The organism is Thermoproteus sp. CP80 (genome assembly GCF_002077075.2).
Lineage (GTDB): Archaea > Thermoproteota > Thermoprotei > Thermoproteales > Thermoproteaceae > Thermoproteus.
Window position 1 is genome coordinate 45,253 of record NZ_LCWM02000003.1, and the last position, 25,925, is coordinate 71,177.

The window sequence follows — 25,925 nt, forward strand, 5'->3', positions numbered from 1 at the left end:
TCCGCAGGTACATCGATAGCCATGTCAGGTGTAATGCAGATATGGCTCCCCTTCTTCCGGCATCCTGCGACTAAATAGCCATACCAAGGCCCCAGCAACTGTGCCCTCAACTCCGCCCCTCGATGGATCGAACCGCCTGCGCCGGAAGGCCGCATGCGCCACCTAGACAAGTCTTCAACTATAGCGGCGCCGCCCTAACCCCAATCAACAGCCCTGCCTCCGTCAAGCAGTCCTTTCGCCCTCTATTATTATCCTCGACGCCTGCCCGTCTCCCAGATACACAGTCCAGCCTGAGCCACAGCCTCTAGGCTCTCCATCTTCGGCGTTGTTCAAAAAATCATTTGAACGGCAGTTAATATGTATATTTAAATATAGGAAACGGGAATTAAAATTATTGTGTCATCGTTAGGTGAAAACCTTGATAAGATTATAGAGAAAAATAATAAGAACTCAGGAAGCGGGGCTGGCGCGTTGATTGCGGCGATTAGGATATTGAACAAGGGCGCTGTTAGGCGGGTCCTAAGACTGTTCACGAAGGAGGTGGAGTTCAACGGTGAAAGGAAGCCGTTGATGGATTGGGTGTTGGCAAAATACGTCGGCGAGGAGCAGTGCCCAACGGTCGTCCACTTCGTGGCGCCGTTTTTCGAGATGGGCATGAAGCTGGCTACGGCGTGGCTTCACGCCGACGAGGATTCCATCAAGGAATTGTTGAGCGACCCGGCATTGAGGAGGGGTATAGTTACGACGTTGCGCGGCATTGCGCTGTTCGGCGTAACCACGCCCCAGAAATTGCCTGCTCCGTTTTTCATTGTGTGGAATTTCACAAACGTCTGCAACCTAAAGTGTATACATTGCTATCAGAACGCAGGAAGGCCGTTGCCTAACGAGCTAACGCTTGAGGAGAAGCTTAGAGTTGTCAAGGAGCTTGATGAGGCAGGCGTGCCGGCAATTGCCCTATCTGGCGGCGAACCGACGGTGCACAGGGACTTCTGGCCAGTCCTGGCTGAGATAAGTAGGAGGGGCTTCTACCCGGCCATTGCCACGAATGGGATAACTTTTGCGAGTCTGGAGTTTGCTGAGAGAGCCAAGAAGCTTGGGCTTAGGTACGTTGAGATGAGCATAGATGCCGCCAATCCGGCGGTTCACGACAAATTCAGGGGCGTCCCTGGCGCTTGGTCCAAGACCGTTCAGGGGTTGAGGAACGCCGTCAAGCTGGGCTTCACCACAGCCCTTGCGTTTACGGTAACGAAGGTCAACATACAAGAGGTCGATAGCATACTTGATTTAGCCCAAGAAATTGGCGTCAATAAGGTTGTGTTCTTTAACTTCGTGCCGGTGGGTAGAGGCCGTGAGAATCTCGAGATCGATCTGTCGCCAGAGGAGAGGGAGGAGTTCCTTAGACATATCTATACTGAGACGAAGAAAAGGAAGATGGAGATAATCAGCACGGCCCCCCAGTACGGTAGGGTGGTCAATCAACTAAGTGCTGGCGAGGACGTATCGCCGACGCACTTCGTCATAGCCAACGACCCAATAACTAGGGAATTGACCGAATTCATCGGCGGTTGCGGCGCCGGCAGGGTCTATGCGGCTATCGAGCCTGAGGGCACCTTAACGCCTTGCGTTTTCCTGCCATATCCGGTGGGCAACCTGAGGACCAAGTCCTTCTGGGACATATGGATGGACCCATTTATGGAAAACTTCAGAGATAGGGATAGGCTAGAAGGCTTCTGCGGCAAGTGTCCGTACAAGCTGATATGCGGCGGTTGTAGGGCTAGGGCGTACAACTACTTCGGCGATGTGTTGGCGCCGGACCCAGGCTGCATCTACAACTCGGCAGAGTGGCGTAAATTGACGGAGGATCTAAAGCGGATTAAGATTAAAGTATCGCCGATGGCGTTTAAGTGAGGCCATGAGAGTCCTGCTGGCGGTCCCGCCAGGTATCGATAAACTTGAGTTGTACAAAGTGCTCGGCCTTAAGGCGCCGCCGCTGGGTCTCGCCTGGATAGCCGCAGTTCTGGAGATGGCCGGCCATAAAGTTAGGGTAATTGACTCGCCTACGGAGGGCGTCGACTTAAAAACGTTCATAAACGAGGTCGAGTCTTGGAGCCCCGACGTAGTGGGTATTACCTCTATAACGCCGACGATATACAAGGCCTACGATGCGGCTAAGGCGATTAAGGAGTACGATAAGGACTTGCCCGTGATAATGGGCGGTCCTCACGTCACGTTTATGTACGAGGAGGCGCTCAGCAACGGAGTCGATGTTGTGGTTAGAGGCGAAGGCGAGTACACGACCTTGGAGTTGGTGAACACTATGGAGAAGGCCGGTCTCGACGCAGAGCGTCTAAAGTCGATAAGGGGCTTGGCGTTTAGGCGCGGTGGCGAAATTGTGAGAACGCCCGATAGGCCGCCCATTAGGAACTTGGATGAATTGCCGCCGCCAGCCCGCCACCTATTGCCGATGGATAAGTACACCTTGTTTGGCAAACCCATCAGGATAATACATGCGATGGCTAGTAGGGGTTGCCCATACGGTTGTTCCTACTGCTCCACGTCGTATTTCTGGGGCAGAATGATCCGCTATAGGTCGGCTGAGGCTGTGGCCGACGAGATCGAGGATGCGGTTAATAAATACAAGACAAATATTGTCGTATTTACCGATGATGAGTTCACGCTAGGTAAGAGGTTTGTTTATGATTTCCTTAGGGAAATTAGGGAGAGAGGGCTTGACATAAGCTTCTCATGTGGTTCGAGGGTCGATACAATAGATAGAGATATGATGGCGAAATTGAAGGAGCATGGATGCACGGCGCTTTACTTCGGCGTCGAATCGGGAAGTCAAGACACCATAAACAGAGTTGGCAAGAACATAACGTTGGAACAAGCCAATAGAGTGTTCCAATGGGCTAAGGAGATTAACATAGACCATGTTGGTTCATTCATAATAGGTTTCCCGTGGGAGACCATAGACGACATGAAGAATACCGTGAGGTTCGCCATGAAGCTGAACCCGACCTACGCCCAACTCACTGTGGCCACTCCATATCCAGGAACGCCACTTTACTACCAAGCCGTCAACGAGAACCTAATCGAGGACTGGAACTGGGAGCACTACACAACGCTCAGAGCGGTTATGAGGGGTTATAGGTTTACGAGGGAGCAGGCGCAGAGGATGCTACAGTGGGCCTATGTCAAATTCTACAGTAGACCTAAGTTCCTAGTTCACGAGCTAATCCATGGTAGATTAGGCACGATAATTACCGCAGTAAGGAACTCGTTAGTTCCTTGGTTCAACGAGAAATTACTAGGAAGATCTAGCGAGTAATTAGATCTCCATACGTCAAATATCGCCGGAATTTTTCCTACAAGAATGTACCTATTCATTTTCCGCTTTCTTGACCATTCACCTCATACGAGCTTTATGTCGTCGCACAGCAAGGTTGCCCTAGCCATCTACGACAACGCACCCCGTCTTACTAATCGGGAGAGCGAGAGGGGACCTAAGTTCGTTATTCCAAGATCTCCGCGAGCTCTAGTTTCGGATAAATCCCCAGCGCGATCAGCTCTTGAAGCAACAGCTTAAAGGCATAGGGCACCGTTACCTTGGCGAACTGGCCCGACTCGCCGTGTATGGGGCACTTCGGCCTGTTCGTCTTGGCGTCTAGATAGGCGGGGAGACCGCACAGCTCGCAGACGTACATGATGTACTTGTCGCTCGACTCGACCATCCTCTCGTAGAGGAGGGCGGAGGCTCCGTGGGCGATGAGCACATCGCGCTCCATCTCGCCGAGCCTCAGCCCGCCCTCGCGCGAACGTCCCTCGGTGGGCTGTCTCGTGAGTATCTGGACGGGCCCTCTGGAGCGGGCGTGTATCTTGTCAGCCACCATGTGGTGGAGCTTCTGGTAGTAGGTTATGCCTATGAATATATCGGCGACGAGCTTCTCGCCGGTTATTCCGCTGTACATGACCTCCTTCCCGTCCCATCTGAATCCCAGCTTCATGAGGAGCTCCCTCAGCTCTCCCTCCGTGACTCCCTCGAAGGGCGTCGCGTCCACCAGCTGCCCCGTCAATGCGCCGGCTTTGCCCGCTATCGATTCCAGCAGCTGGCCGACCGTCATGCGCGAGGGCATGGCGTGGGGGTTGACGATTATATCGGGGACTATCCCGTCCTCTGTAAACGGCATGTCCTCCTGTCTCAACAACATGCCGATGACGCCCTTCTGGCCGTGGCGCGAGGCGAATTTATCGCCGAGCTCCGGCACGCGCAGCTCCCTCAGCCGCACCTTGACCAGCTTATTGCCCTCGGGCGACTCGGTTATGACGACCCTGTCGACGATCCCCCTCTCGCCCCGCCTCACCGGTATCGAGGCGTCGCGCCTCTCCTTCAGGATCTTCTCGGTCTCGAGGGTCATGTAGAATCTCGGCGGGGCGGTCTTGCCTATGATGACCTCCCCGCCTGTGACGTACACCTCGGGGGGAGCTATTCCGTCCTCGTCCAGATGGCTGTAGGCCTCCGGCCCTCTATATCCTCTGGCCGAGGGGTCGGGCACCTCTATCCTATCCTCCTCGCCTCCCAGATATCTCTGCTCCTCGGTCTCGTAGGTGCGGTAGAAGTTGGAGCGGAGGAAGCCGCGATCCACCGACGACTTGTTCATGATGACGGCGTCCTCTATGTTATAGCCGGTGTACGTGAGGAGGGCCACCACGGCGTTCTGGCCCGCGGGCTTCCTGGAGTACCCGACCAGCTCGAGCCCTCTGGTAGTAACGATGGGCCTCTCGGGGTAGTAGAGCATGTGGCCGCGCGAGTCCAGCTTGTACATGAAGTTGGCTTGCGGCAGGCCGAGGGACTGCTTCGCCATAGCGGCCTCGTATTGATTTCTGGGCGACTGGTTGTGCTCCAGGTAGGGTATTATGGACGCTATCGCGCCTAGGATAGACGACGGGATTATCTCCATGTGGGAGTACTTGCCCATATCGGGCTCTGGGCCGACCGCTATGTAGGCGTTTTCCTCCTCGTCTGCGTCTAGGTACTCCACGACGCCCATCTTGACCAGGTCGTTCCAGGTGAGCTCGCCCGATGCGAGCTTCTGGACGTGCTCCTTGGTGAGCTTCAATCTGCCGTCCTCGACGACCAGCAGGGGCCTCCTGATGCGTCCGCCGTCGCAGTTGACGTAGACGGCGTCGCCTATATGGGCCACGTTGACCTCGTCCGAGATTCTGCCCTGCCGCCTCATCTTGCGGAGGGTCTTGACGAGCTCCTCGGGGTTCTGGTGTACGCCCACGAGCCGCCCGTTTAGGTAGACCTCGGCGCCCTCGAGCCCTCCCCTCCTTGCCTCCAGCACGGGCACCACGCCCAGCTCGGTCAACATCTTCTCGACGGCGGCCTCGTCCACCCCTATAGTTACCTCGGCCAGTAGGGCCAGGTTCTTGACGAGCCCGACGTTCTGACCCTCGGGGGTCTCGACGGCGCACAGCCTGCCCCATTGGGTCGGGTGGAGGTCGCGGGCCTCGAAGTGGGGCTGGGTCCTGCTGAGCGACGACACGACCCTCCTCAAATAGCTGAGCGTGGAGAGGTAGTTGGTCCTGTCCAGTATCTGCGAGACGCCTGTCTTGCCGCCGACCCAGTTGCCCGTCGCCAGCGCTTGTTTGACGCGCTCGGTTATGATATCGGGTCTGACTATGGTCTGGAGATGCGGTATCTTGCCCCTTGCGTAGTACTTCTCTAGCTGGTTCTTGAGCTCCTGGAGGAATTGCTTCATGACGGTTCTGAACAGCTGGGCCAGGAGGTCGTTAACGAGCCTCACGCGTTTGTTGGCCACGTGGTCCTTGTCGTCAGGCTTCCTTCTGCCCAGCTGCATCTCTATAAGCCCCTTAACCACCTGCCCCAGCAGCAACGCCTTCTTTATCCTGGCTTCCTCCATGGCCTTCTCGTCGGGCTTCTGGGGGTTGAGGTTCGGCAGGAAGTATTTGTCGAGTATCTGGAGAGCCCTCTCTATCCTTATGGGCTTCGGCTGGCCGACCGCGATCTTCCCGCCAATGAAGTCCAACGCGTCGTCCTTAGTCGTGGCTATCTCCTGGCCTGCCAGCAACGAGGGCAGCAGCTCCTTCTGTATATCTGGGTCGTCCGAGACCGCCAGGACTATGTCCTGGTCGCTCTCGAGCCCCATGGCGCGCATATACACCGTGAACGGGATCCTGACGGGTATGGCGGATAGGGTCACGTATATGACGCCGTCCTTGTGGTACTCGACGGTCATCGTGGCGCGGTAGCCGGGCCCCGTCGATATGACCTTGGCCAGATACCTGATGGTGGGCTTGTCGCCCGCGTCGTAGATAGGCCTGTCCGTGACCAGGTCCTCCTGGCTTATGACGACTCGCTCGCTCCCGTTTATTATGAAATAGCCGCCGGGGTCCTCCGGGTCCTCGAACCGCTTGGGGTACTCCTCGGGCTTCAGCCTGGTGAGGTTGCACTTCTTAGACTTGACCATTATGGGCAGCTCGCCGGCGTATATGGTCTCTGTCGCATACGGCTCGTCCTCGACGTAGAGAGTCACCGTCAAGTACATCGAGGCGCTGTACGTGGCGTTTCTGAGCCGGGCCTCCATGGGGTATATGGCGGTCTCGGAGCCGTCGGGCTCCTTTATCCTCGGCCACCCTATCTCGACGCGCTCTATGGCCACCTTCAAGCCCTTTATCTCGGTCTCGACGACGCCCATCTCCTCTATTATCTTGGGCAACTTCCTGTCTATGAAGTCGTTAAAGGCCCTTATTTGGTGATCCGCTATCCCTCGGTCTCTGATGAAGGCCTTGACCAACGTCCACCTATCATCCGACGTGGGGAACCCGCCGTCCTCAGACCTGTACCTTATCGGTAACGGGAGCAGATCGACCATCAGCCGGGCACCACGAGGCGGTATATAACTGATTCTCCCGCGGTCTCAGAGCGCCTGACTATCTTCAGCACGTCGCCGGGCTTCGCGCCGACGGCCTTCACCAGAGGATCGCTCGACCTGATCCAGGGTATCTGCCAAGGCCTTACGTGAAGCCTCCTCAAGAGAGCTCTGGCCTCCTCCTTGGTGAGTATAGAAACCTCTACGGGGCCCAGCACATGCTCCAGTATCTTCCGGCTCACATGCCCCTCCATCTGTCGATATAAAACCTTTTTTCTCTTGCCGTCAGCCCCTGGCCTTCGCGATGAGAGCGTTGATCTCGGCCTTGAGGCTCTCTATGAATTTCCCGAGCTCCCTCTCGGCCTCATCGTTCTTGATCTCCATCCTCAGCCTGGGAAGGCGTTTGACCAAGTCGAGCTCTCTGAGCGACGAGGCGGGGACCCCGGCCTCCACGGCCTTCAGCCCAGCCTCGTAGTACGTATAGATGGCCCTCATCAGGAGGGCTTGCTTCTTGGGCATAGACGGGGTATCCGTGGGATTAAACGCGTCTTGCTTCAGGAAGCCCTCCCTTATTAGAAATGCCGCGTTCAAGATGTGCTTCTCCTGCTCGCTGAGGGCCTCCGTGCCGAGGATCCTGACCACCTCCTGCAGCTCCGCCTCTCTGCTCAAAATCGACTGGAAGACGTCTCTGATGCGGCGCCACTCCGGATCTACGCCCTTAGACCACCACTCCTGTACGGCGTCCACGTAGCGGGAGAACCCCATCAGCCAATCTATCGCAGGGTAGTGGCGCGAATAGGCCAGGCGGGGGGATAGAGGCCAGAAAGCCCCTATGAAGCGCAACGTGTTGGACGTTACGGGCTCCGTGAAGTCGCCTCCCGGCGGGCTCACGGAGGCCGCTATGGTGAGCGAGCCGATGCGCTCCTTGCTGCCTATTAGGAACACGCGGCCGGCGCGCTCGTAGAACTCGGCCAGGCGCGTGGGCAGATAGGCCGGATATCCCTCCTCGCTCGGCATCTCGCCGATACGTAGAGCCACCTCCCTCATGGCCTCCGCCCATCTGCTCGTGGAGTCTGCGGACACGAGCACGTCGTAGCCCATGTCGCGGAAGTACTCGCCGATGGCCGCGCCGGTGTATATCGAGGCCTCCCTCGCCGCCACGGGCATATTCGACGTATTCACTATTATCGTGGTTCTCTCAAGCAACGACTTGCCGGTATACGGGTCCTTCAGCTTCAGCAGACCTTGAAGCGCGTCGGCCGCCTCGTTCCCCCTCTCGCCGCAGAGCACAGGCACTATTATTCTGCTCTGCGCGTAGAGGAAGAGCGTGCGTATAGTCACAGTCTTCCCGGAGCCGAACGGCCCCGGTATAGCGGCGGCGCCGCCCTTGGCTATGGGGAACATCGTGTCGATGGTGCGCACGCCGGTTATCAACGGCTCCGTCGGCGGGAGCTTCTCGCGGAAGGGCCTAGGCCTACGCACAGGCCATTTATGCCACATCTTGACCTCCACAGAGCCCGACCTCATCCTTATCCTAGCTATGACGTCATCGACCCTATATTTGCCCTCAGCTATCCACTCCACCACCCCAGGCCCGTTGCCGGGCAGAGGCGGATACATAATTCTGTGTTCTATCAACGAAGTCTCCTGGACGGCCCCCAGCACGTCGCCCGGCTGCACCTCCTCCCCCACCTTGACGAGGGGCTTGAAGTCGTACTCGGCCTTGAGGTCCAGAGGCGGGGCCTGGTCGTAGCCTATCCCCCTGGCCACGAACGGCGTATTTGACATCTCGAATATGGCCTTCAGAGGCCTCTGGACCCCGTCGTATATCCTGCCCAGGATGCCCGGCCCGAGCCAAGCGCTTAGAGGCTCGCCGCTTCTGACAACGGGCTCCCCGGGCCTTATACCGGTGGTGTCCTCATACACCTGTATAAACGCCTTATCGCCCTGTATTCTGACCACCTCGCCGAATAGCTTGAGCTCGCCGACGAAGACGAGCTCGTAGAGCCTGGCGCCGGGCAGATCGGCCTTCACCACAGGGCCCGATATATACTCTATCCGTCCGCTCATAGCACCGACGACATCGCCCTCTTTATCTCATCCACGTTGGTCTCCAGCAAGGTGTCCAGCGTCATATCGAGCACAATGGCTCCATCGCGTGAAGACGCGATAAGCCCCCCCGACATGTCCCTATCGACGACCTCTCCCCTCAGGCCATGTTTTCGCATTAATATGGTCAGGACGTTCCTATCCTTCGGAGATGAATACACCAACACGTCCTCCCCGATTACCTCCTTGGCCTTCAGAAGCACGTTCTCCAGGAATTTTATATACCGCTCATTCGTCCTATTTTTATCAATGTAATCCCTTATATCTTTTTCAATTTCTTTTAATAAATCTTCATAGGTATTTGATATAATCCGCCTGCTCTCCACAAGCGCCTCGTAGAGAATCCTTTCCCGCTCCAGCGTAACTTGGCTCTGAACGTTGCCTATCTCTTCAGAATATTTAGATAACAGTTCATAGGATCTCTGTTTAATCTTAGTCTCGACCTCGCTAAGAAGCCTCTGCTTCAAGGCCTCGAGCTCCTTGATGTGCTGATCCACTAGATCCTCGAAAAGGCTCATGGAGGCCTTAACGGCCTATTTTTAAAGTGTTTTCGGCGCCGTTATCCGCCGAGTATCTGGCGGACGAGCTGAAGGTAGTTGACCTCCCTCTCCATGTTCTCCAGGACGCTTGGTATCTCCACGAATATCTTATTTGTATTTCTAAGCCTGAGCTCGTCTAGCTCTTTTCTGAGCTGTCTAGCGAAGTTTGATGAAATAAAAAATATATTATATATATTAATATTTTTTAATATATATTCATATAGCTCCTTCGCATCGGTGAAAGCGCGTCCGTTGAATCCCATCAACTTGAATAAATCGACAGTGTACCTATCGCCGAGAACTATAGACATAGCGGATAGTCCACGCCAGTTTTAAAGGATTACCAAGGCTCTTTTTTCAGCCGTAGCCGGTAGGCCGCGATATTGGTCGCTCTGTGGATCGCCGGCGTTATTAAGGCCGAGATGAATATAGCGGCTATCGGTATATATGTATATAGGGAATAGACGAGCAGAGACATGAGCAAGAAGTCCAGCTGGTCGAGAGGAAACGCGGGGTGTCCGCGCGGGAGGCATAGCCTCCTCTTTATGAAGGCGCCGAGCAGATCCCCCAGGAGGGCGGACGCGGAGAGAACCGCGGCGTCGCCTATGCTGAGGACGTTGTACAGTAGGTTGGGAAGCCACCCTATGGTGGTCCCTAGGGTGAGGCCTATCGCGAAGCCCTCGAAGGTTTTCCCGTCTCCGAATATCCTAGAGCCGCGCCACCTCCTGCCGAAATCTATCGGGTGCCTTTTCGGCAGGGCGGAGGCCAACACGGCCAATCCGTTGGCCACGTAGGGGGGCCATATAAGCACCAGCGAATACGCCAGGAGGTCCAGCGGGCTCATTCGTGGGTCCTCGTTATGTGGACGAGCAAAGCCTCCCGATCGACGAACTCCCTGCCGCAGACGCCGCAGAAATACCTATTGTCCTCGCCCACCGCGAAGTGGCCACGGATGTGGTTCCTCACATCGTTTTTCTTAACCTTGGCGTTACATATCCCGCAGATGACGTCGTTGCCCGACGGCTTCACGTGCTTCATGTAGTGGGACACGGCGTTGTCCCAATCTATCGCGGCGCCGCATATGGTGCATTTATACTCAGTCGCCGCCACGAAATACCCATTGCCCCTGGCCTGGCAGATCAGGCAGATTTCGCCGGCCATGCGGCTGGGGGAGTAGCTTTTATTAAATTTGACGCCGGCCTCCACGTGTTCGGCATAGCTATGCCTGACTGGAGAGACGGCGTAATAGCCGTGGTCAAGGCGGACGAGTCCGTGAGGGACGCGGTTGCGCACGTGATGTCGTCCTGCGGGGTCTCCACCTTAAATACAGCGGAGCTGCCGAGGTATAAATTATCATGTATAGAAATTCTCTTGAAAAAATATAAGTATGAATCTATAATATATATAACAGATATTTATGGCATAGTAAATAGGGTAGCCCTGAAGAGCGGCGTAGGCCGCTCGGCCCTCTTCGAGGCGGCGTGGGCCTATCTATCCAGACATATCTGCGGGGGGATCGACGCGGCGGAGTGCGACGGCGAGACGAAGTTGTCGTGTTGCGGATCGAGCTGCGGCGCCTTGTGCGAGCTGGCCAAGCTGGAGGCCAACATGAGGCGCGGGGTCGTGGTGGATCTGACGAGGAAGCTGGCCGAGGCCCTAGGCGTATCTCAACACATCTAGGCGTTTCTCGTTCCATTTGGCTCTCAACATCTCCTTATACCGCTCTATGTCAGGCTCTATGCTGTCCAGCTTCTTCTCTGCATAGTTTATGAAATAATTTGTTAATAATCTAATGGGCGAGTAGCGGAGGCCTTTGAAATAGAACTTGTTGACTATATCGCGGGCCCAGAAGATGGAGTGCTTCGCGACCACCTTCAAGAGGTCTATATGTTCAGGGTATAGGTTCATTTTATCCAGCCAGCCTGTCTTCTCGGCCTTGACGTGGCTCATGGGCACGTAGAACAGCGGGACTATGAGGGATCTGTACGGCCTCAGCCGCTCTATCAGCTCTATGGTCTGAACCACGTCGTCGGGCTGCTCGCCGGGGAGACCCACTATGAGGGTCACCGCGGGTATGAGCTTGAGCTCGTGCATTATGGCCATGGACTCCTCAACGATATCATGCCACTGCTCTATCTTGTAGGGCGCCGCCTTGCCCGGCATTATCTGTTTGGCGACCCTCACGGACCCGGTCTCCAGCCCTATCTCGGCGCCCCACCAGTCCTGATGCTCATCCTCTATTATGTCGGCTATCTTCGTCATGAGTTTCCCGTATTTCCTCTCGGCGAGCAGAACCGCCACGAAGGTGGTGTGGCTCCACCCAACCTTTCTGTAGTACCTCTTGGCCAGCTTATGTAGCTCTATGAGGGCCGTGGGGTTTAGCTCAACCCCGTTGGACCCGTATAGAGGCACCTCGTCAGAGTGCAGAATGCCGTCGATTACGCCGGCCCTCGCGTTGACCTTCAGCTCCTCCTCGATCTTGCTGAGGGGATACCACCTCAGAGGCCTCAACGTGACTGAGCAGAAGGCGCAGCCCCTGGGGCATCCCCTGCCTATTTCGACCAAGCCGTTTATGGAGGCTCCCTTGATGGTGGGGATCTCCTCGACGCTCGGGGCCTCGGAGGCCCCCACGTAGATATACCTCGGCGGCGTCTTCCCCTCCAGAGTATTCTTGACTATCTCCACTATCAGCCTGTCACCCTCCCCGTCGAATATCGTGTCTATGCCCCAGCGCTCCACCAAGTCTGGGTAGTAGAGCCACTGCCAGGCCGCCGGCCCCCCGACCATGACCTTCAAGCCGCCCGCCCTCTTGGCCTCCCGTATATGCCCCTCTATCCGTTCCATGAACCTCCTGAAGAGGTAAGCGTTGAGGGTCTCTCTGCCGAGTATGACGCCCCAAGTGCTCGACGGGGGATTTACGCCGAAGTAGTCGTGGTGGCTCAACATCAGGATCTTGGCGCTCTTGAGGTATCTAGGGACGTGGTCTGGATCTATTATGACGGCGTTTATGCCCGCATCTAGCAATTTAGCCTCTATCTTCCTCATGCCGTAGGGCGCCTGCGCGGGCCTCCCCATCTTGTCCGTCTTGATCTTCGGCGCGAAGAGGAAGGTGTGGAATCTCTCGGAGAAACCGAAGGGGAGCTCGACGAAAACGGGCCCGGTGGTGCCGAAGCCCAAAAACTCCTTCCCGTGGTAGTTGCTCATCATGCCCCTATCCGTGGTCAACACAACGTCGAAACCCATAGACGAGTTCCGTTACGTCAATTTAAAGTATTGCAGTCGTAGGCCGCCATGGACGTGATAGAGCTGCGGCCTGTGGACAGGCGGGAGGTCGAGGAGGTGCTCGCCGCGTTGAGGGAATTCGGGGAGGTGCCCGCCGACGTCGTCCTGATATTTGCGGACAGAGACTCTGCGAGGGAGCTGGCCGGAGCCGACGTTGAGGGGGCCAAGGCCGTCGAGAGCGGGGGCCATTACGCCGTAGTCGTGGTGAGTCCCGACAAGCTGTCGCTGTGGCGCGAGCTGGCGGCCATAAGCGCGTTGAACGATGTGGATGCCGTGTCCATATGGGCGCGGCCCGAGCACGCCGTCGGCGAGCTCGCGGGGATTCTGTCGGCGGCCCTCTATAGACGCGTGGTGGATCTATATATAGCGCGGAGGGACGTCCGGCTGTTGGCGGCCCGCTTCAACCCGCAGGACATACCGGTGGAGGCCGACGACGTGAGGAGATCCTTGGTCTACACGCTGGCTCTGGACGCGACTGTCAGCATGGCGGTCGCCGGCTTCAAAAGCCTCGCCGAGGAGCTCTACCTACGCGCCAGAAGGATCCCGATATACAACCTCTACGGCAGATTTAGGGATTTTGTCATAAAGAACTTTAAGTTCGAGTATATATACAATTATTTATCCCTATTTAGTCCGTGAGGCCGTCCTCAGTTATTTTAAATGTGGCCTCCCGCTCGGGGTGGTAGGGCGAGTCGAAGATCTTCGCTATCCTTATGTTCTCCTTGCTCTTCCTGAGCCACAGCCGGTAGGTTGCGCCGTGGGCCAGCACGTTGCCTCCGGCGGGCCTCAGCGGATTGCCGAAAAACACGTCCGGCTGGGCCATCACCTGGTTGGTCACGACGACAGCCACATCGTAGGCGTCGGCCACCTTCAGGAGATCCGCTATGTGTTTATTGAGCTTCTGTTGCCTCTCGGCCAGGTTCTCCCTGCCCGGGAACTCGGCGCGGAAGTGGGCCACTATCGAGTCGACCATCAGCAACTTTACGTTATCTTGCTTTATGATCCGCCTGGCTTGTTCCACCAAGATCATCTGGTGGTCAGAGGAGTAGGCCCTGGCGTAGTATATGTTCTTAAGCGCCTGGTCCGGATCGAGGCTCCGCGCTCTGGCCATCTGCGTAATGCGCTCAGGGCGGAACGTGTTCTCCGTATCTATGTATATGGCCTTGGCGCTGAGCCCGCCTCTATCCTCGGGAAGCTGGACCATCACGGCCAGCTGGTGGCAGAACTGCGTCTTCCCGGCGCCGAACTCACCGGCGACCTCGGTCACCGCGCCCGTCTCCACGCCTCCGTTCAGCAGCTCGTCCAGGGAACGCACGCCGGTGGATATACGCTTTATGTTGACGCGCCTTCTGTATACATCAAGGGCCGATATGAAGCCGGACAGCCCCAGCATGCTCCTGGCCGCCTCTATTATCTGCACGGCCCTCTCCTCATTGCCTATGATATCTGCTATCTCCTTGACGGAGGCGAAGGCGAGATCCCTCACTGTGTAGTACCCTCTCTCTTTAAGTTTCTGGCCCGTCACCTTGCCGATGCCCTCCAGCTCCTCTACGTCCAGCTCGGCTTGTCCGGCTGCAGGCCGCTCCACCACCTCCACCTCCGGCTCCTCCTGAGCCTCCTCCCTCTTCTTCGGCCTCGGCACGTCTTAAATATCGGTCCGAACATTATAAACTTGATGGAGAGCTTACTGGCGCCGATGGATGAGGCCGGGGTCAGGGACTGACTTTTATAGTGCGCACTACGTATCGTGGCCCTCAGGAATATGCTGAAGGGGGTCGTCCCCGAGGATCTTCTGGCGGCCGTGCCCTCGTCGTTCGACATAATAGGCTCGCGGCAGGGAGCCCTCGCCATCGTGGAGCTGCCCGACGAGCTAGAGCCCTACAAGTTGGAGATAGCGGATGCCGTGAGGCGGCTGAATAAAAACATCAAGGCTGTGCTTAGACGCAGGGGGGCCAGGTCCGGTCCCTACAGGCTCTACAACTACGAGGTGTTGATAGAGGGGCCGACGGAGGTCGTGCACAGAGAGCACGGCTACCTCATAAAGGTGGACCCCACAAAGGTCTACTTCTCTCCCAGGGATCAGAGCGACAGAGCCGAGCTGGCCGATATGGCCCAAGACGGCGAGCGGATACTCTACCTGTTCGCCGGCGTCGGGCCGTACGCCGTGGCCATAGCCAAGAGGCGGAAAGTCCGCTGGATATACGCCGTCGAGCTGAACCCCTGGGGCTTCAAGTATATGGTGGAAAACGTCAAGATGAACAAGCTGACCTCGGTGGTGCCGGTCAAGGCCGACGTGGCGGATTTCTGCTCAGCCTTCGCCGCCAGAGCCGACAGGGTCTTGATGACGTTGCCGCTGGGCGCGAAGGACTATCTGGACCTCGTCCTCAGGTGCGTCGAGGACGGCGGATATCTCCACTTCTACTACACCGGGCCCGAGGAGGATCCATTCGGCGAGGCTGAGGAGCTCGTAAGGTCTCTATGTGGCGGATGCGCCGTAGTGAGCCGGAAAATCGTGAGGGACTACGCTCCGCATGTATACAAAATAAGGATCGACGTAAGGGTCAGAAGAACCTAGGGGTCTCCTGGCCGCCTCCCCTCCTCCTTCCGCCGCCCTCGCCCTGTCCCTGTGCCCCCCTCTGCATTATGTAGAGGGTGACGACCTCGGGGACCTTGCCCTCCTTGGCGTATTTCGCCAGCAGATCGCGGTATTCCGACGTGTGGTCTATGTCGACTTGGATGAACTTCACGGCGACTTCGCGCAACATGCTCTCGAGACGTCTGAGCATGTCCAGCGGCATTATGGCGGTGACGAGCGGGTTGTTCAGCCACGACTCGAAGTCCTTCAACACGCGGCCTATATAGTTCAGCATGGCCTGGGCCGAGTAGAGCAGGGTCAGCCGGTCGGCGACCTCCATGACCTTTCCGTGGGTCTCCAGGTCGTTCACTATCCGTTGCTGTTCCTTGACCCACTGCTCCAGCCGCTCTATCATGCTCTCCAGGTAGTCCATTATCGGCTCTGAGGCCGGTACATCCGACATACGTAGCACATCGTCCGACATTAATAAAGTTATGTTTCCGCCGAGGCTAGAGAAGGGAGGCGAACAGCAGCGGGGCCAGTATCAGATAGACCACTGCCAACGCCCCCAGCCTCTTGTAGCTCTCCACCACGCTCCTTATCTTGGCGAAGTTGGGCCCGAACACGTCCGCCTCGATCTCCAGCACCCTGTAGGCCCCCCTCCTGGCCCCCAGGGAGCTCTCGGCCGCGGCGACGGCCCTGTTGACCAGCTTGAGGAGCTCCTCGCGCCGTATGCCGGAGCCCACCACCCTGTAGCCGCCTCCGCCGACGCCCATGCCGGTAGACGCATGGGTGTCTGTGGTGATGGCCTCGACTAGGGCATAGGCGCCGCTAAGTCTGTCCCGCAGCTCCCTATAGAACGAGCCGTCCATGTTGTTCCCGTCGAATATCAGCAAGAGGCTCTTCTGCCCGTCGCAGTCGGTTACGACGGCAGCAACTCCCCCGGCCCCCAGCTCAAGCCTCAAGGGGTCCACCAGCGAGGAGTCGGCTCTGCCTATCCCTATCTTGAAGTCGCGGCAGCCCTCGGCCCTCGATGCGTCGTCGAGAGCCCTCTGGAGGGAGGCCACGTCGTCGTCATCCCACCGAAGAGGACCGTCGAACTTGTTCTGCGCGTCCACCATCACGTAGCCTCTGGGGTCCACCCTCTGCGCCACGTCCAGAGGCACGTCGTCGGAGGCCGAGTTGACCCGCGACACTATGGCCAGCGGCGGGCCGACCCCCAGCGAATAGGACGTCAGCCTCACGTCGCCGACCTCTATCCTCCTAGGCCTTATGCCCCTCAGCACGTCGACGGCCTGCATGGAGGACGCGGCCCTGAAGACCTCGCTGACTATCCTCTCGACGTCGTCGGAAGACACCGGATCGCGCTCGTGGCCGCCTACGCCGTGGATGAACACAACGTCGTAGCCTCCTCTGAGCCCTCTGGCGACGAGCTTCTCCACCAGGATGCCCCCGCCGACGTTCCTAAACGGCCCTGGGTGGAAATCCGAGACGACAACCAAGTGCCTCCCCTCTATGAGGTATAGATGGATCTTACCCAAGTCCTTAACCCCCAGAGGCTTGAAGACGTGGTCGAACATGCCCTCGGCCGAGACCGAGGAGTAGAGAAAGCTGCTGAACATACACAGCGCGTCGCTGCCCTTGACTCTGCCCGCCAGATATTTCCTCAACAGCGGCATGGAGACGGCGTAGGCCGCGGCGACTGCCGCGAGCGGGTAGTCGCCTACATAGAGGTAATATAGCGGAGTTAATACGACAGGCGCCAGATATACGCCGTCCCTGCAGTGTAGGGACATGGACATGGAGGAGGCTATTACGGACGAGATCAGCAGGTAGTGCAGAGGAGGTCTGCCCAAAAGCAGGTCGAACAACGCGCCGAGGCCTAGGGCGAAGGAGGTGACCTTAAACACGGTGGTCCGCGTCCATAGGCGCCGCCCGACGAAGAAGAAGAACGCGTAGAAAATTAAAAAGAATATTATATATAATAAAGTTCTTTTAATAATAGTATCAATTAGAATAACTATAATTAAAATATATGATAATATATTGGGCGCCTCGCTGAAGATGTTGCTATATGCCTCCTCGAACGTCCTCTTCATAGACTTTCAATATATGAACGTAAAGCCATGGATTGTGAATGAGATGAGATATACTTGCTGAGATATGTATTATGCCTAGGAAATCTATATATGTATAACATTTCGTTTACGAGATCCAGCGCCATGTATCCGCTCGGCGAGATCTCGAGCTCGGCCAGCCTGTTGGCGACGGACCTATGGACTCCGGGATTCACGTAGGGATGCATGAGGACCGCGTAGTCAACGCCGTACCTCAAGTAGTCGTTCACGGCGGAGAAGCCCATGTGCACCGTCCTAGTGATATCCATATACTTAATACTGATAATATATTTATTATCAAGCTTTATCAAAATATCTATTTGTGTATTATACTTATTTATTAACTGAGGTATAAATGATATTTTAGTTAATATTTTCTCGACTTTTCCCCACATAAAATATCCGGCGGAGCCCACATAGCCGGTAAACGCCTCTATGGGATCCCCCCCGGAGATGCCCGAAAGGCTCACCGCGTAGGGCCTCTTGATCTGTTGCGCCCCCTCGTCCTCCACAGGTAGATAGTCGAGCAACCTCTCGTTCAGCGCCGTGTGGGGCACGTAGTAGAAATCGCCCAAGCCCTCCGCCAGCCCGGCCCTCGACATCGCTTGAAGCTGCCGGCATATTCCAGACCCGCCGGAGCAGTCGACGAGGAGGCTCCCCGAGAGGAAGCCGAAGGCCCTATTCTTTATGCCGTTGTTCCTCAGGGAGGCTAGGGCCCTCAGCGCCTCGCCGGGCACTTCGACTACCCTCTCCAGTATTGCCTCCTGGGGATAGAGCTCGCCGGCCCTCTCGGCCTCGCCCCTATAGTCGGCCGGAGTGCACGAGAGCCTCGCGGCGCAGAGCAGATCCACGGAACCACAAGCCCTTTAATAATTTTTCAGACAATCGAGCGCTCTTCACCGATCCAGCCGGGGATAAGTCATCACAGCCTCTCTCCGCTACATGTATTTTAATAGGCCTCCCCCGCCTCCGATGAATCTCGCGAGATCCTCCTCGAGGGCGCCCCTCAGCTTGGGGTTGTAGAGCGCGGCCGCCGGGTGGTACGTCACACAGAGGGTGGTGTCGACGGCGCCTATGCGGACCTCAAAGCACTTGCCCCTCACGTCCGCGATCTTCGCGATTTTGCGGCCGGCGAGGCCCATCAGCGTCCTGGCGCTGTGTACGCCAAGGGCTATTATCAGCCTGGGTCTAACCGCCGCTATCTGCTCCACCAGATAGGGCGTACACGCGGCTATCTCGTCCTCCAGAGGCTCTCTGTTGCCCGGAGGCCGGCACTTAACCACGTTTGTTATGAACACGTCGCGCCCCCTATCTACGCCGTGTCTCGCCAATATGGCGGTCAGAAGCTTGCCGGCGGGCCCCACGAACGGCCTGCCCTCCTCGTCCTCCTTCTCGCCGGGCGCCTCGCCGACGATCATGACGCCCTTCTCCGCCCTTCCCTCGCCTGGAACCGCCAGCCGCCTGGTCTCGTGCAACCTGCACCTCGCGCATCTACGTATCCGCTCGGCTATCTCCAGCAGCCTATCCACAGATGCCGCTTAATACATGCAATTAACTATTACCCTTTTTATCGCTCCGCGCGCCCAATGTCGTGTTCTGGCGTTTGTTCGCGCCCCAGAGGCGGAGAGAGGTGCCTAAGGTGGGCGGGAAGCCTGTATACATAGGGGGAATGCTGCTTCTGGGCACGGCGGAGCGCGGCGAGTTCGACGTGAGGAGGCACAAGTTGATAGCTATATATATAAGGGACGGCTCGAGCCAATATAGGCTGGATACGAGCGACGTCAAGGTCAAGATATCTAAAGAGAGCGTGGACCTGGAGATATCTGCAGTACCTAAGTTCTTCGAGGTGAAGATGCGCGAGCTCAACGACGTGGTGAAGAAGCTCGGCGACGAGAGGAGGGACATAGAGGGCTCGTACAGGAAGCTCGAGGAGGCGCTGATAAGGGGGGCGATCAGCATGCAGATATACGAGGAGTCGAAGAAGAGGATAGCCGAGAAGGAGAAGAGGCTGGTCGCCTCGTGCATGGAGGCCGAGAGGAGCTTCGTGAAGATAAACGACGACTTGAAGAGGCTTCTGGGCGACGTCGAGTCGAAGAGGGAGGCGCTGGAGGCCAAGAGGCTCCTGGACAGATTAGATAGGGGCGAGGAGGAGACGCTGGCCAACCTGACGGTTTTGAAGTCCAGCATAACGTCGATAGAGCAGATGTTGAACACCCTGTTGCTGCAGCTGAGGCTGGTCTGCTAGTCGGCGATATCGACCCCGGCGAAATCGCCCGGTGGGGCGAGGCGCCCGCTGTCGTCGTAGTAGCCCAGCACGGCGTGCTCCCTATTCGCCTTGCACCTCCTGCAATATATGTAGAGGCGGCCTCTGAACGCCGTCAAGTTGAATCCCACGTCCAGCACGCGCTCACTGCCGCAGACGGTGCAGCGGAGCAGCCATTTGGTCATCGTCTGAGCAGAGCGATATATTCTGCTATATGCTGGGCAGGGTTTATGCCGGTGCTCGACTTGAAGCCCCTCCAGTCGGGGGAGGCGTTGACCTCGAAGACCACATATCCGTCCTTGGCCTCGCCTATGTCGATACCCGCGTAGACCAGGCCGAGCACCTTGGTGGCCCTCACCGCTATGTCCTCGAGCTCGGGGCTCAAGCTGCACGGCTCCGCCCTCGCCCCCTGGGCTATGTTCGTCTTCCACATATTGGAGATTCTGTACATACACCCGATGGCCCTTCCGTCGACCACTATCACGCGGATATCCCTGTTGGGCTTCTCGACGTATTTCTGGATGTAGAGCGGGTTGCGAGATATCAGGAGCGTCCTCATCACCTGGAAGGCCAGATCGGGGTCGGAGAAGAGCATTGCGCCGAAGCCTCTACTGCCCTGTATGGGCTTGACGACCACGGTCTCGAGGGCCTTAGTCGCGTTGTATGCGTAGAAGAGATCCTCGGTGACGACCGTGGGGGGCACCGGTATCTTCGCCCTCCTCAGTATGTATAGACTCATCAACTTATCCCTGGAGGCCATCAGGCCGCGGACTGGGTTTATGGCCGTGGCGCCTTCCTCCTCCAAGATCTCGAGGGTGGTCACCCGCCTTATCATCGTGTTGGAGTCCAGGAGGAAGCCGATGCCCCGTATTACCACCACGTCGGGCCTCACGGGCCCCCTCCTGGTCTCGACGAAGACCCCCTCCTGGGACATTCTGACGGACAGCCGCTGGATGGGCACATATCTGCAGTTAATACCCCTCTTCCTCAGCTCCAGCAAGACGTCTCTGGCGGGCTCGTCCGGTATCGAGGACTCCGCAACCACTAGCGCCTCCACGGAGGGGGCCGTATTTCAGCTTATATAAATAGACGACATGCCTCAAGTGAGGCTGCGCCCAAGCGGTGGGGTCGCCATGTGCCCCTCCTGCGGATTCGCCATGCCCGGTCTGGACATATGCGAACTGACCGGCACATGCGTGGAGTGCGCCCGCAAGTCCCTGGGGGACGCCTGCGCCCGTTGTCCGGAGAAGGCCCGCTGCGACTCCGCGCTGGAGGGTCTGAGGTTCGTCAAGTCGCTCGAGCCGCGGCTGGACGTCTTCGTGGACGTGTCGCGCAGAGTTGTCAGCAAGGCGGAGAAGTACGGGAGGGTCGACGTGGCCGTGGCGTTCATGAAGTCGCTCATGGGGCTCGTCAAGGCGCTGAGGGAGGCCCCGCCGAACGTCGCGTTCCCGGCCTGGGTAGCCGCCGTCCTGAGACGCGACGCCGTGGCCAAGCTGGCGAGGACGCCATACGTATTCGCCGGGGATTTCTACGAGGAGTTCAGGTGGTTCTGCGCCGAGTTCGGATGCCGCGGCCTCGAGGCCCCCCTATCGAACCTCCTCGCATCTATACTGAGCCTGTCGTTGATAGAAGGCGTTGCCGACCCCTCCCGGTACTTTAACTACGTCTGACCGCCCTCGGGGCGTAGTAGGCGAACAACGCGCCCAAGATCCTCCGAGATAATATATACATAATCGTCGCAATTATATTTATAACTAGATACGCCCCGAAACCGATATATATATTCATCTTAAAATTAGATATACAGGCGGAAATTTCTGACGCGGCCACGGCTTGGGTCTGGCAGATCATCTGCACTATGCCGTACATCAACGGGGTGAAAGCGACGGCCGACAGAGCTATGGCCGCCGCCGAGAAGAGCAACGCAGCTAGAAGCAACTTGGCGGCCGATCCGTACTCCCCCCTCACTACGCCCGACTTGGACAGATAGCCGGCTACCGCGGCCACGATGGAGAGGAAATACGATGCGATCAACATGCCGCTAGGCAGCTCCCCGAAGAGGAAGTAGCTGGGTAGCCCGAACGCTATATATATCGCTATGCCGGCCACCGCGGCCGACATGGAGAGGGCCACGGCTACCCATATATACCTGCTATATTGGGCCCTCCTGTCCTCGATCTCCCTCAATGCGCGCGCTCGGCTCATCTGGTCAGATAGACTACCTCCCTGATCTTCACCTTGCAGTGGGGGCAGATGAGCAGACGCTCCAGCACCCTATTGCCAGTCAGGTGTTCAACCCTCATGATTCTGCTGTCTTCGTTCATGGGCCTTCCGCAGGACGGGCATATCGACAACAGCTCGAGATCCACGGCCACGGTGGCGCCACCAAGGCACTATTAAAAGGTTGAGGCTTAAATAACCGTCCACTATCGGTAGGTCCATGGAGAGGATCTCGCTGTCGGCGTTAGTCGAGAGGATCAAGGCCGGCGAGAATCTGGAGGTCGGCGGATATGAGGGCGAATACGCGCTCGTGGACAGAGTGAGGGGCATAGTCAAGGGCGATATATCTGCCGAGGAGCTCTCCGACCTCAAGAAGAGAAGGCCGCGGGGCGGGCCTGCCAAGAAGCAGCTGGAGGCCGCCGGCGAGATCGCCAGGAGGCTTGCCGAGAACAGGATAGCGTTCAAGGTGGTGTTCGGCCCCAGGGAGGCGACGATAAGGGTTGGGAGGGGGTTCATAAGGCTTGTCGACGGGGTGAGGATCGCCGGCTTCTCATCGCTCGACGAGGAGCCTCTGCCGTTGATCATAGACGTCCTCGAGAAATACGGCGACGTCAAGTTGCTGAAGCCCCTGAAGTAACTGCTGTAGTTAAATTAACGCCGTCGGAAGATGGCGTGTTGCCGTCATATCTGATAACGGAGTCGCATCCGCGTCTGCGGATAGACGCCGGGGGAGGCATCTGCGTCGAGTACGCGCGCGGCGGCCCCTTGGTTAGGAGGGACTGCGAGGACGTGGACTACCTGGTGCTGGAGCCCTACAGAGGCGTGTCGCGGCGCAACGCGCCGGCTAGGCCGTTCAGCGACAGCGCCGTCGAGTTCTTCGACTTCTACGTGGTCGGCGGCTTCGGGCTGGGCGGATATAGAATGGTCGTGAGGGGCGGGAGGGCTTCCTTGAGGCGTATACACGAGATAGGTCTTTTCAATGGATTTGTCAAATCAGGCGAGTACAGGGCCGTGGAGAAGGCCTTTGAGAACTACGTCAGGGAATATGTGTCCAGCTGCATATTCGGGTGCCTGGCCTCGATGGCGTTGGCCGGGCTCTCCGAGGTGCCTCTGCCGAAGGCTGCGCTGGAGCGCAGGGGGAGGATATACTATGCCCCCGGACTTGCGGTGTACGTGGAGCCGAGGGGGAGGTCGAGCGCCGTGGTGGAGATAGCCGCCTCGGCGCAGAGGGCCGACGAATTCAGGGAGATGGCCGTAGGTCTCTTCAGGGAGGCCTACGGCGTGCATTGGGCCTATATGGGCAGACTGCTGGCCCTATCGCCGTCCATGTTGCTGGACGTATTTCTGTCCAACCCTAGGAGGGCTGTTGCTGGGCCGGCCCTCTGAGCGCGACTATATTTATGCGGCCCTGCCGCCTCACCTCGACGAGGCCCCGCTCGGCGAGCCTTCTGACCGCCTTATGCACCGTGCTTTTGGGCAGATAGAGGTCCTTGACTATGTCCCCCTGATAGGCCAGCCCGCCGCGGGCTCTTAGGTAGTTGAGTATCTGCTCGTCGACGTCGGCCGGGCCGTCGAGGTTTTCCTCCTTCGGCGAGCTGTTGAGCGCCTTCAGGATGCGCCGCCGCCCGGTGTACGTTGCAAGGGCAAGGAGGGCGAGCTCCAGCGCCAGCAACAGATAGCCTAGCATGCGCCTGCCCTCTGCAGGGCGGCGTCGGAGACGTCCAGCGCCTCGACCAACGTCTTGAATTCCCTCTCGGCCTCGACGCCCGCCCCCACTCTCCGCACGGAGAAGCCGAGTTGCTTCAGGTGGTCGCTGCAGTCGGCCGTCGAGAAGAGCTGGAGGCGCCTGTTGACGCAGTCGCACTCCACGACGGTTATGCGGGAGCCCGAAGGCGCCGATTTGCGCATCCTGGACAGATCTCTGTCCACGATCCATCCGTCGCTCGCCAACGCGTAGAGGAGGTCCAGCTTGAGGTCGCTGGGCATCGTGGCGCATAGAGATCTCAGGGATTCCTCGACGCCGTCGACGTAGGGAACCGCCCTTATGCGTCCCCCCTCCTCCTCGACCCTCTCGGCCAGGCCCCTCAGGGAGAGGTAGGCGACGACGCGCTCAAGCTCGGGGGCCTCGAAGACCAAGGCGTCTCCGTCCCTATACGCCAGACACACGGAGAGGGCGCACCGTATTAATATAAAGGTTTATGACCGTCCGTGCGGGGGGAGATGGGCCCGTTGCTGAGCTTCAAGGAGAAATACCTGGCGAGGGTATTGAGCGGGGAGAAGCGCGTGACCATCAGGCTGGGCACCTTAAGGCCCCGCTTCCAGCTGGTATACGTAGCGTGTTGCGGCATGTTGTACGGCGAGGCTGTAATAACCAAGGTGGAGTACATACGGCTGAGGGATCTCGGCGAGGACGTCTTGAGGGAGGAGGGCTTCAGAGACCTCGACGAGGCTCTGTCGGAGCTGAGGGAGTTGTACCCGAGAATAGAGCTGGGCGACGTGGTTTCTGTGATCAGATTTTCGCTGGTTAGGCGGTATGAGAATCCAATACATATAAGCGCAATTAAGAGAACATGAGGCGCCTGCTGGAGGCCCCTCGCGGTGGGGGCTGTGTGTACGCAACGCGGCTTTGTGTTGTATATAGTGGATGCCGGCCCCGAGCGGCGGGCTCGCCTCAGCGGCGGCTCGACTTCGCGAGCTCGGCCTGTATCTGCAAGGCCCACGGGCCCCACGGCCGAGGCTCGGGCGTCCTCGGGATGGCCTACCGCCCCGTCTCCTCGAGCCATCTCCTTATGGCGTCTGCAAGTTCGGCGAAGCGGGCGAGGCCGTCGAGGTGTTCTCTGTTGCATATAATCTCTATGGTGCCGTCGCTCCTCCGGCGTATCCTCGGCTCCTTCCCCGTCAGGGCCTTAATCACGGCGGCGAGCCTCTCGGCGTCCGCCTCCCTGCCCCCCGGCGCGTCGGCCCTAGCCACAGCGTAGCCCACGGCCGCGTTGTCTTTCCCATACCTGCCAAACGTAATCGTGTACTCACGCACCACGGGGTCTACAATGTGCTCGCCCTCCACGCGGCCCACCTCCGCCTTTATCTTAATCCTTAGCAACTTCCTGCCGCCTCTATCCTCCTCAACGGCTTCTCCGCCTATCACCTTCATGACATATGGCCTGCCGTTCACCTCAACCTTCTTCTCAAAGTCCTCCAGCTTTAGAGAGCCTCTCTCCTTGCCCTCCTCTATGATCTTTTGAGCCTTTTCGAAGACCTCCTTGCCCTCCTTTTCGGCCCTCTTCGGTATGAGGTCTACGAACTCGGCCGCGAGCCTCTGCTGGTCGCCCTCGCCGTGTACGGAGAGCCATGCGGCGTACGCCAAGCCCTCCCTGAGGATTGAGACGTAGCCCTCCCTGCCGCCCTCCGGCATCCTGACTGCGAAGTGCCTGCCCTCCTCAAGGCCCATGTCCCTAAGCCGCTTGGCCTCCCGCTCTATGTTGCCGGGGTTGGTGGTCTCGTATCTGACCTCAAGTGCGCCGCTACGCGCCAGCCCCACGTAGTACTTCGGCCAGCCCTCCCTCAGCGTGATGCCGCTCTCTAGCTTGTCGAGCCAGCGGTCAGCCGTCTCCCTGTTCACCCAGCCGCTCTCGGCGGCCTTCCTGACGATCTCGGCGAGGGCGTCCCTAAGCTCCTTGCGGCCCGCCGCAAGCCTGTCGGTAGTGGCTTCGACATGCCACTCGTCTCTATTGCCCGCCCTCTTCACCTCCGCGTCTACGCCCGCGAGCTTGAGGAGGCGCGCCGCGAGCTCTGCGCGGCCCCGGTCGGTCGAGACGAATTGGAGCATGATCGCGTTCTCGCGCAGATAGACGTTGTACTTGACGTCGGCGCCGCCCTCCGATATGGTCAGATCGGCGGCGACGCGTCTGCGCTTGGTTCGCCTTATGC

At 58.0% G+C, this 25,925-nt stretch carries 30 protein-coding genes; 10 read left to right on the forward strand and 20 right to left on the reverse strand.

Going from position 1 to position 25,925, the window contains the following annotated elements; genetic code table 11:
• Positions 1 to 396: 396 nt before the first annotated feature.
• Both B7L68_RS01110 and B7L68_RS01115 read left to right on the forward strand, forming a co-directional pair.
• Positions 397 to 1,908 (forward strand): radical SAM protein, encoded by a 1,512-nt coding sequence (locus B7L68_RS01110; RefSeq protein ID WP_081245845.1) that lies wholly within the window; start codon positions 397 to 399, stop codon positions 1,906 to 1,908.
• 4 nt (positions 1,909 to 1,912) lie between these two features.
• Positions 1,913 to 3,328: a radical SAM protein gene (locus B7L68_RS01115; protein ID WP_081245847.1), complete on the forward strand. Its 1,416-nt coding sequence runs from the start codon at positions 1,913 to 1,915 to the stop codon at positions 3,326 to 3,328.
• Between the two features lie 184 nt (positions 3,329 to 3,512).
• Here B7L68_RS01115 and B7L68_RS01120 read toward each other — a convergent pair whose 3' ends face one another.
• The 7 genes from B7L68_RS01120 to B7L68_RS01150 are packed head-to-tail and all read right to left on the reverse strand — an operon-like array spanning position 3,513 to position 10,702.
• Positions 3,513 to 6,896, reverse strand: a complete 3,384-nt coding sequence (locus B7L68_RS01120) for a DNA-directed RNA polymerase subunit B (RefSeq protein WP_081245849.1) — start codon at positions 6,894 to 6,896, stop codon at positions 3,513 to 3,515.
• A complete protein-coding gene (locus B7L68_RS01125; RefSeq protein ID WP_238136263.1) occupies positions 6,896 to 7,135 on the reverse strand; it encodes a DNA-directed RNA polymerase subunit H in 240 nt (79 codons plus the stop codon). Before B7L68_RS01125 ends, B7L68_RS01120 begins: the two co-directional genes overlap by 1 nt.
• 43 nt (positions 7,136 to 7,178) lie before the next feature.
• Positions 7,179 to 8,963: a V-type ATP synthase subunit A gene (locus B7L68_RS01130; protein ID WP_081245851.1), complete on the reverse strand. Its 1,785-nt coding sequence runs from the start codon at positions 8,961 to 8,963 to the stop codon at positions 7,179 to 7,181.
• Complete coding sequence (locus tag B7L68_RS01135; protein ID WP_081245852.1) at positions 8,960 to 9,520, reverse strand: V-type ATP synthase subunit E; 561 nt, start codon at positions 9,518 to 9,520, stop codon at positions 8,960 to 8,962. The genes B7L68_RS01130 and B7L68_RS01135 overlap by 4 nt, the downstream gene beginning before the upstream one ends.
• Positions 9,521 to 9,561: 41 nt before the next feature.
• Positions 9,562 to 9,852 (reverse strand): V-type ATP synthase subunit F, encoded by a 291-nt coding sequence (locus B7L68_RS01140; protein WP_081245853.1) that lies wholly within the window; start codon positions 9,850 to 9,852, stop codon positions 9,562 to 9,564.
• Positions 9,853 to 9,881: 29 nt separating this feature from the next.
• Positions 9,882 to 10,376: a CDP-2,3-bis-(O-geranylgeranyl)-sn-glycerol synthase gene (locus B7L68_RS01145; RefSeq protein ID WP_369907386.1), complete on the reverse strand. Its 495-nt coding sequence runs from the start codon at positions 10,374 to 10,376 to the stop codon at positions 9,882 to 9,884.
• Between the two features lie 5 nt (positions 10,377 to 10,381).
• Positions 10,382 to 10,702, reverse strand: coding sequence for a C2H2-type zinc finger protein (locus B7L68_RS01150; RefSeq protein ID WP_081245855.1), 321 nt, complete (start codon positions 10,700 to 10,702; stop codon positions 10,382 to 10,384).
• 45 nt (positions 10,703 to 10,747) lie between these two features.
• Between B7L68_RS01150 and B7L68_RS01155 the strand changes: the two genes are divergently transcribed.
• Positions 10,748 to 11,221: a hypothetical protein gene (locus tag B7L68_RS01155; RefSeq protein ID WP_238136264.1), complete on the forward strand. Its 474-nt coding sequence runs from the start codon at positions 10,748 to 10,750 to the stop codon at positions 11,219 to 11,221.
• Here the strand turns inward: B7L68_RS01155 and B7L68_RS01160 are convergent.
• Positions 11,198 to 12,784 (reverse strand): radical SAM protein, encoded by a 1,587-nt coding sequence (locus B7L68_RS01160; RefSeq protein WP_081245856.1) that lies wholly within the window; start codon positions 12,782 to 12,784, stop codon positions 11,198 to 11,200. The genes B7L68_RS01155 and B7L68_RS01160 overlap by 24 nt on opposite strands.
• Positions 12,785 to 12,832: 48 nt before the next feature.
• On the opposite strand from B7L68_RS01160, the gene B7L68_RS01165 reads away from it, so the two are divergent.
• The gene (locus tag B7L68_RS01165) at positions 12,833 to 13,462 is read left to right on the forward strand and encodes a hypothetical protein (RefSeq protein ID WP_081245857.1); all 630 of its coding nucleotides are present in this window, start codon (positions 12,833 to 12,835) and stop codon (positions 13,460 to 13,462) included.
• On the opposite strand, the gene radA is transcribed toward B7L68_RS01165, so the two are convergent.
• Complete coding sequence (gene radA / locus B7L68_RS01170; protein WP_193432448.1) at positions 13,452 to 14,420, reverse strand: DNA repair and recombination protein RadA; 969 nt, start codon at positions 14,418 to 14,420, stop codon at positions 13,452 to 13,454. The two genes, B7L68_RS01165 and radA, sit on opposite strands and share 11 nt — an antisense overlap.
• 150 nt (positions 14,421 to 14,570) lie before the next feature.
• Between radA and B7L68_RS01175 the strand changes: the two genes are divergently transcribed.
• Positions 14,571 to 15,398 (forward strand): class I SAM-dependent methyltransferase family protein, encoded by an 828-nt coding sequence (locus B7L68_RS01175; RefSeq protein WP_081245859.1) that lies wholly within the window; start codon positions 14,571 to 14,573, stop codon positions 15,396 to 15,398.
• On the opposite strand, the gene B7L68_RS01180 is transcribed toward B7L68_RS01175, so the two are convergent.
• The 4 genes from B7L68_RS01180 to udg form a co-directional block, all read right to left on the reverse strand.
• Positions 15,385 to 15,861 (reverse strand): DUF2153 family protein, encoded by a 477-nt coding sequence (locus tag B7L68_RS01180; protein ID WP_081245860.1) that lies wholly within the window; start codon positions 15,859 to 15,861, stop codon positions 15,385 to 15,387. The two genes, B7L68_RS01175 and B7L68_RS01180, sit on opposite strands and share 14 nt — an antisense overlap.
• A gap of 46 nt (positions 15,862 to 15,907) precedes the next feature.
• A complete protein-coding gene (locus B7L68_RS01185) occupies positions 15,908 to 17,497 on the reverse strand; it encodes a DUF2070 family protein (RefSeq protein ID WP_081245861.1) in 1,590 nt (529 codons plus the stop codon).
• Positions 17,494 to 18,366 (reverse strand): hypothetical protein, encoded by an 873-nt coding sequence (locus B7L68_RS01190; protein ID WP_081245862.1) that lies wholly within the window; start codon positions 18,364 to 18,366, stop codon positions 17,494 to 17,496. The genes B7L68_RS01185 and B7L68_RS01190 overlap by 4 nt, the downstream gene beginning before the upstream one ends.
• An 87-nt stretch (positions 18,367 to 18,453) precedes the next feature.
• Complete coding sequence (gene udg, locus B7L68_RS01195; RefSeq protein WP_081245863.1) at positions 18,454 to 19,044, reverse strand: type-4 uracil-DNA glycosylase; 591 nt, start codon at positions 19,042 to 19,044, stop codon at positions 18,454 to 18,456.
• A 62-nt stretch (positions 19,045 to 19,106) separates the two neighbouring features.
• On the opposite strand from udg, the gene B7L68_RS01200 reads away from it, so the two are divergent.
• Entirely contained in the window at positions 19,107 to 19,760 is a 654-nt protein-coding gene (locus tag B7L68_RS01200) for a hypothetical protein (RefSeq protein WP_081245864.1), read from the forward strand.
• Here the strand turns inward: B7L68_RS01200 and B7L68_RS01205 are convergent.
• Together B7L68_RS01205 and B7L68_RS01210 are read right to left on the reverse strand one after the other, a co-directional pair.
• On the reverse strand, positions 19,757 to 19,963 hold the full coding sequence (locus tag B7L68_RS01205) for a hypothetical protein (protein ID WP_081245865.1): 207 nt from the start codon (positions 19,961 to 19,963) through the stop codon (positions 19,757 to 19,759). The two genes, B7L68_RS01200 and B7L68_RS01205, sit on opposite strands and share 4 nt — an antisense overlap.
• Positions 19,960 to 20,835 (reverse strand): RimK family alpha-L-glutamate ligase, encoded by an 876-nt coding sequence (locus B7L68_RS01210; protein WP_081245866.1) that lies wholly within the window; start codon positions 20,833 to 20,835, stop codon positions 19,960 to 19,962. Before B7L68_RS01210 ends, B7L68_RS01205 begins: the two co-directional genes overlap by 4 nt.
• Positions 20,836 to 20,935: 100 nt before the next feature.
• On the opposite strand from B7L68_RS01210, the gene B7L68_RS01215 reads away from it, so the two are divergent.
• Positions 20,936 to 21,448 (forward strand): hypothetical protein, encoded by a 513-nt coding sequence (locus tag B7L68_RS01215; protein WP_193432449.1) that lies wholly within the window; start codon positions 20,936 to 20,938, stop codon positions 21,446 to 21,448.
• On the opposite strand, the gene B7L68_RS01220 is transcribed toward B7L68_RS01215, so the two are convergent.
• Positions 21,435 to 21,983 carry a hypothetical protein gene (locus tag B7L68_RS01220; RefSeq protein ID WP_081245867.1) on the reverse strand — a complete coding sequence of 183 codons (549 nt, stop codon included), beginning with the start codon at positions 21,981 to 21,983 and terminating at the stop codon, positions 21,435 to 21,437. The two genes, B7L68_RS01215 and B7L68_RS01220, sit on opposite strands and share 14 nt — an antisense overlap.
• Positions 21,980 to 22,153 carry a hypothetical protein gene (locus B7L68_RS08820; protein ID WP_193432447.1) on the reverse strand — a complete coding sequence of 58 codons (174 nt, stop codon included), beginning with the start codon at positions 22,151 to 22,153 and terminating at the stop codon, positions 21,980 to 21,982. The genes B7L68_RS01220 and B7L68_RS08820 overlap by 4 nt, the downstream gene beginning before the upstream one ends.
• A gap of 65 nt (positions 22,154 to 22,218) precedes the next feature.
• On the opposite strand from B7L68_RS08820, the gene B7L68_RS01225 reads away from it, so the two are divergent.
• Positions 22,219 to 22,635 carry a hypothetical protein gene (locus B7L68_RS01225; RefSeq protein WP_081245868.1) on the forward strand — a complete coding sequence of 139 codons (417 nt, stop codon included), beginning with the start codon at positions 22,219 to 22,221 and terminating at the stop codon, positions 22,633 to 22,635.
• A gap of 35 nt (positions 22,636 to 22,670) precedes the next feature.
• Positions 22,671 to 23,384 carry a hypothetical protein gene (locus B7L68_RS01230; protein WP_081245869.1) on the forward strand — a complete coding sequence of 238 codons (714 nt, stop codon included), beginning with the start codon at positions 22,671 to 22,673 and terminating at the stop codon, positions 23,382 to 23,384.
• Here B7L68_RS01230 and B7L68_RS01235 read toward each other — a convergent pair.
• On the reverse strand, positions 23,353 to 23,685 hold the full coding sequence (locus B7L68_RS01235; protein WP_081245870.1) for a MarR family transcriptional regulator: 333 nt from the start codon (positions 23,683 to 23,685) through the stop codon (positions 23,353 to 23,355). The genes B7L68_RS01230 and B7L68_RS01235 overlap by 32 nt on opposite strands.
• A complete protein-coding gene (locus B7L68_RS01240) occupies positions 23,679 to 24,164 on the reverse strand; it encodes a hypothetical protein (RefSeq protein ID WP_081245871.1) in 486 nt (161 codons plus the stop codon). Before B7L68_RS01240 ends, B7L68_RS01235 begins: the two co-directional genes overlap by 7 nt.
• Before the next feature lie 42 nt (positions 24,165 to 24,206).
• Here B7L68_RS01240 and B7L68_RS01245 point away from each other — a divergent pair, with 42 nt between their 5' ends.
• On the forward strand, positions 24,207 to 24,572 hold the full coding sequence (locus B7L68_RS01245; protein ID WP_238136265.1) for an ASCH domain-containing protein: 366 nt from the start codon (positions 24,207 to 24,209) through the stop codon (positions 24,570 to 24,572).
• Positions 24,573 to 24,756: 184 nt separating this feature from the next.
• On the opposite strand, the gene B7L68_RS01250 is transcribed toward B7L68_RS01245, so the two are convergent.
• On the reverse strand, positions 24,757 to 25,925 hold a 1,169-nt coding region (locus B7L68_RS01250; protein ID WP_162008386.1), incomplete at its 5' end, for a PaRep2b protein.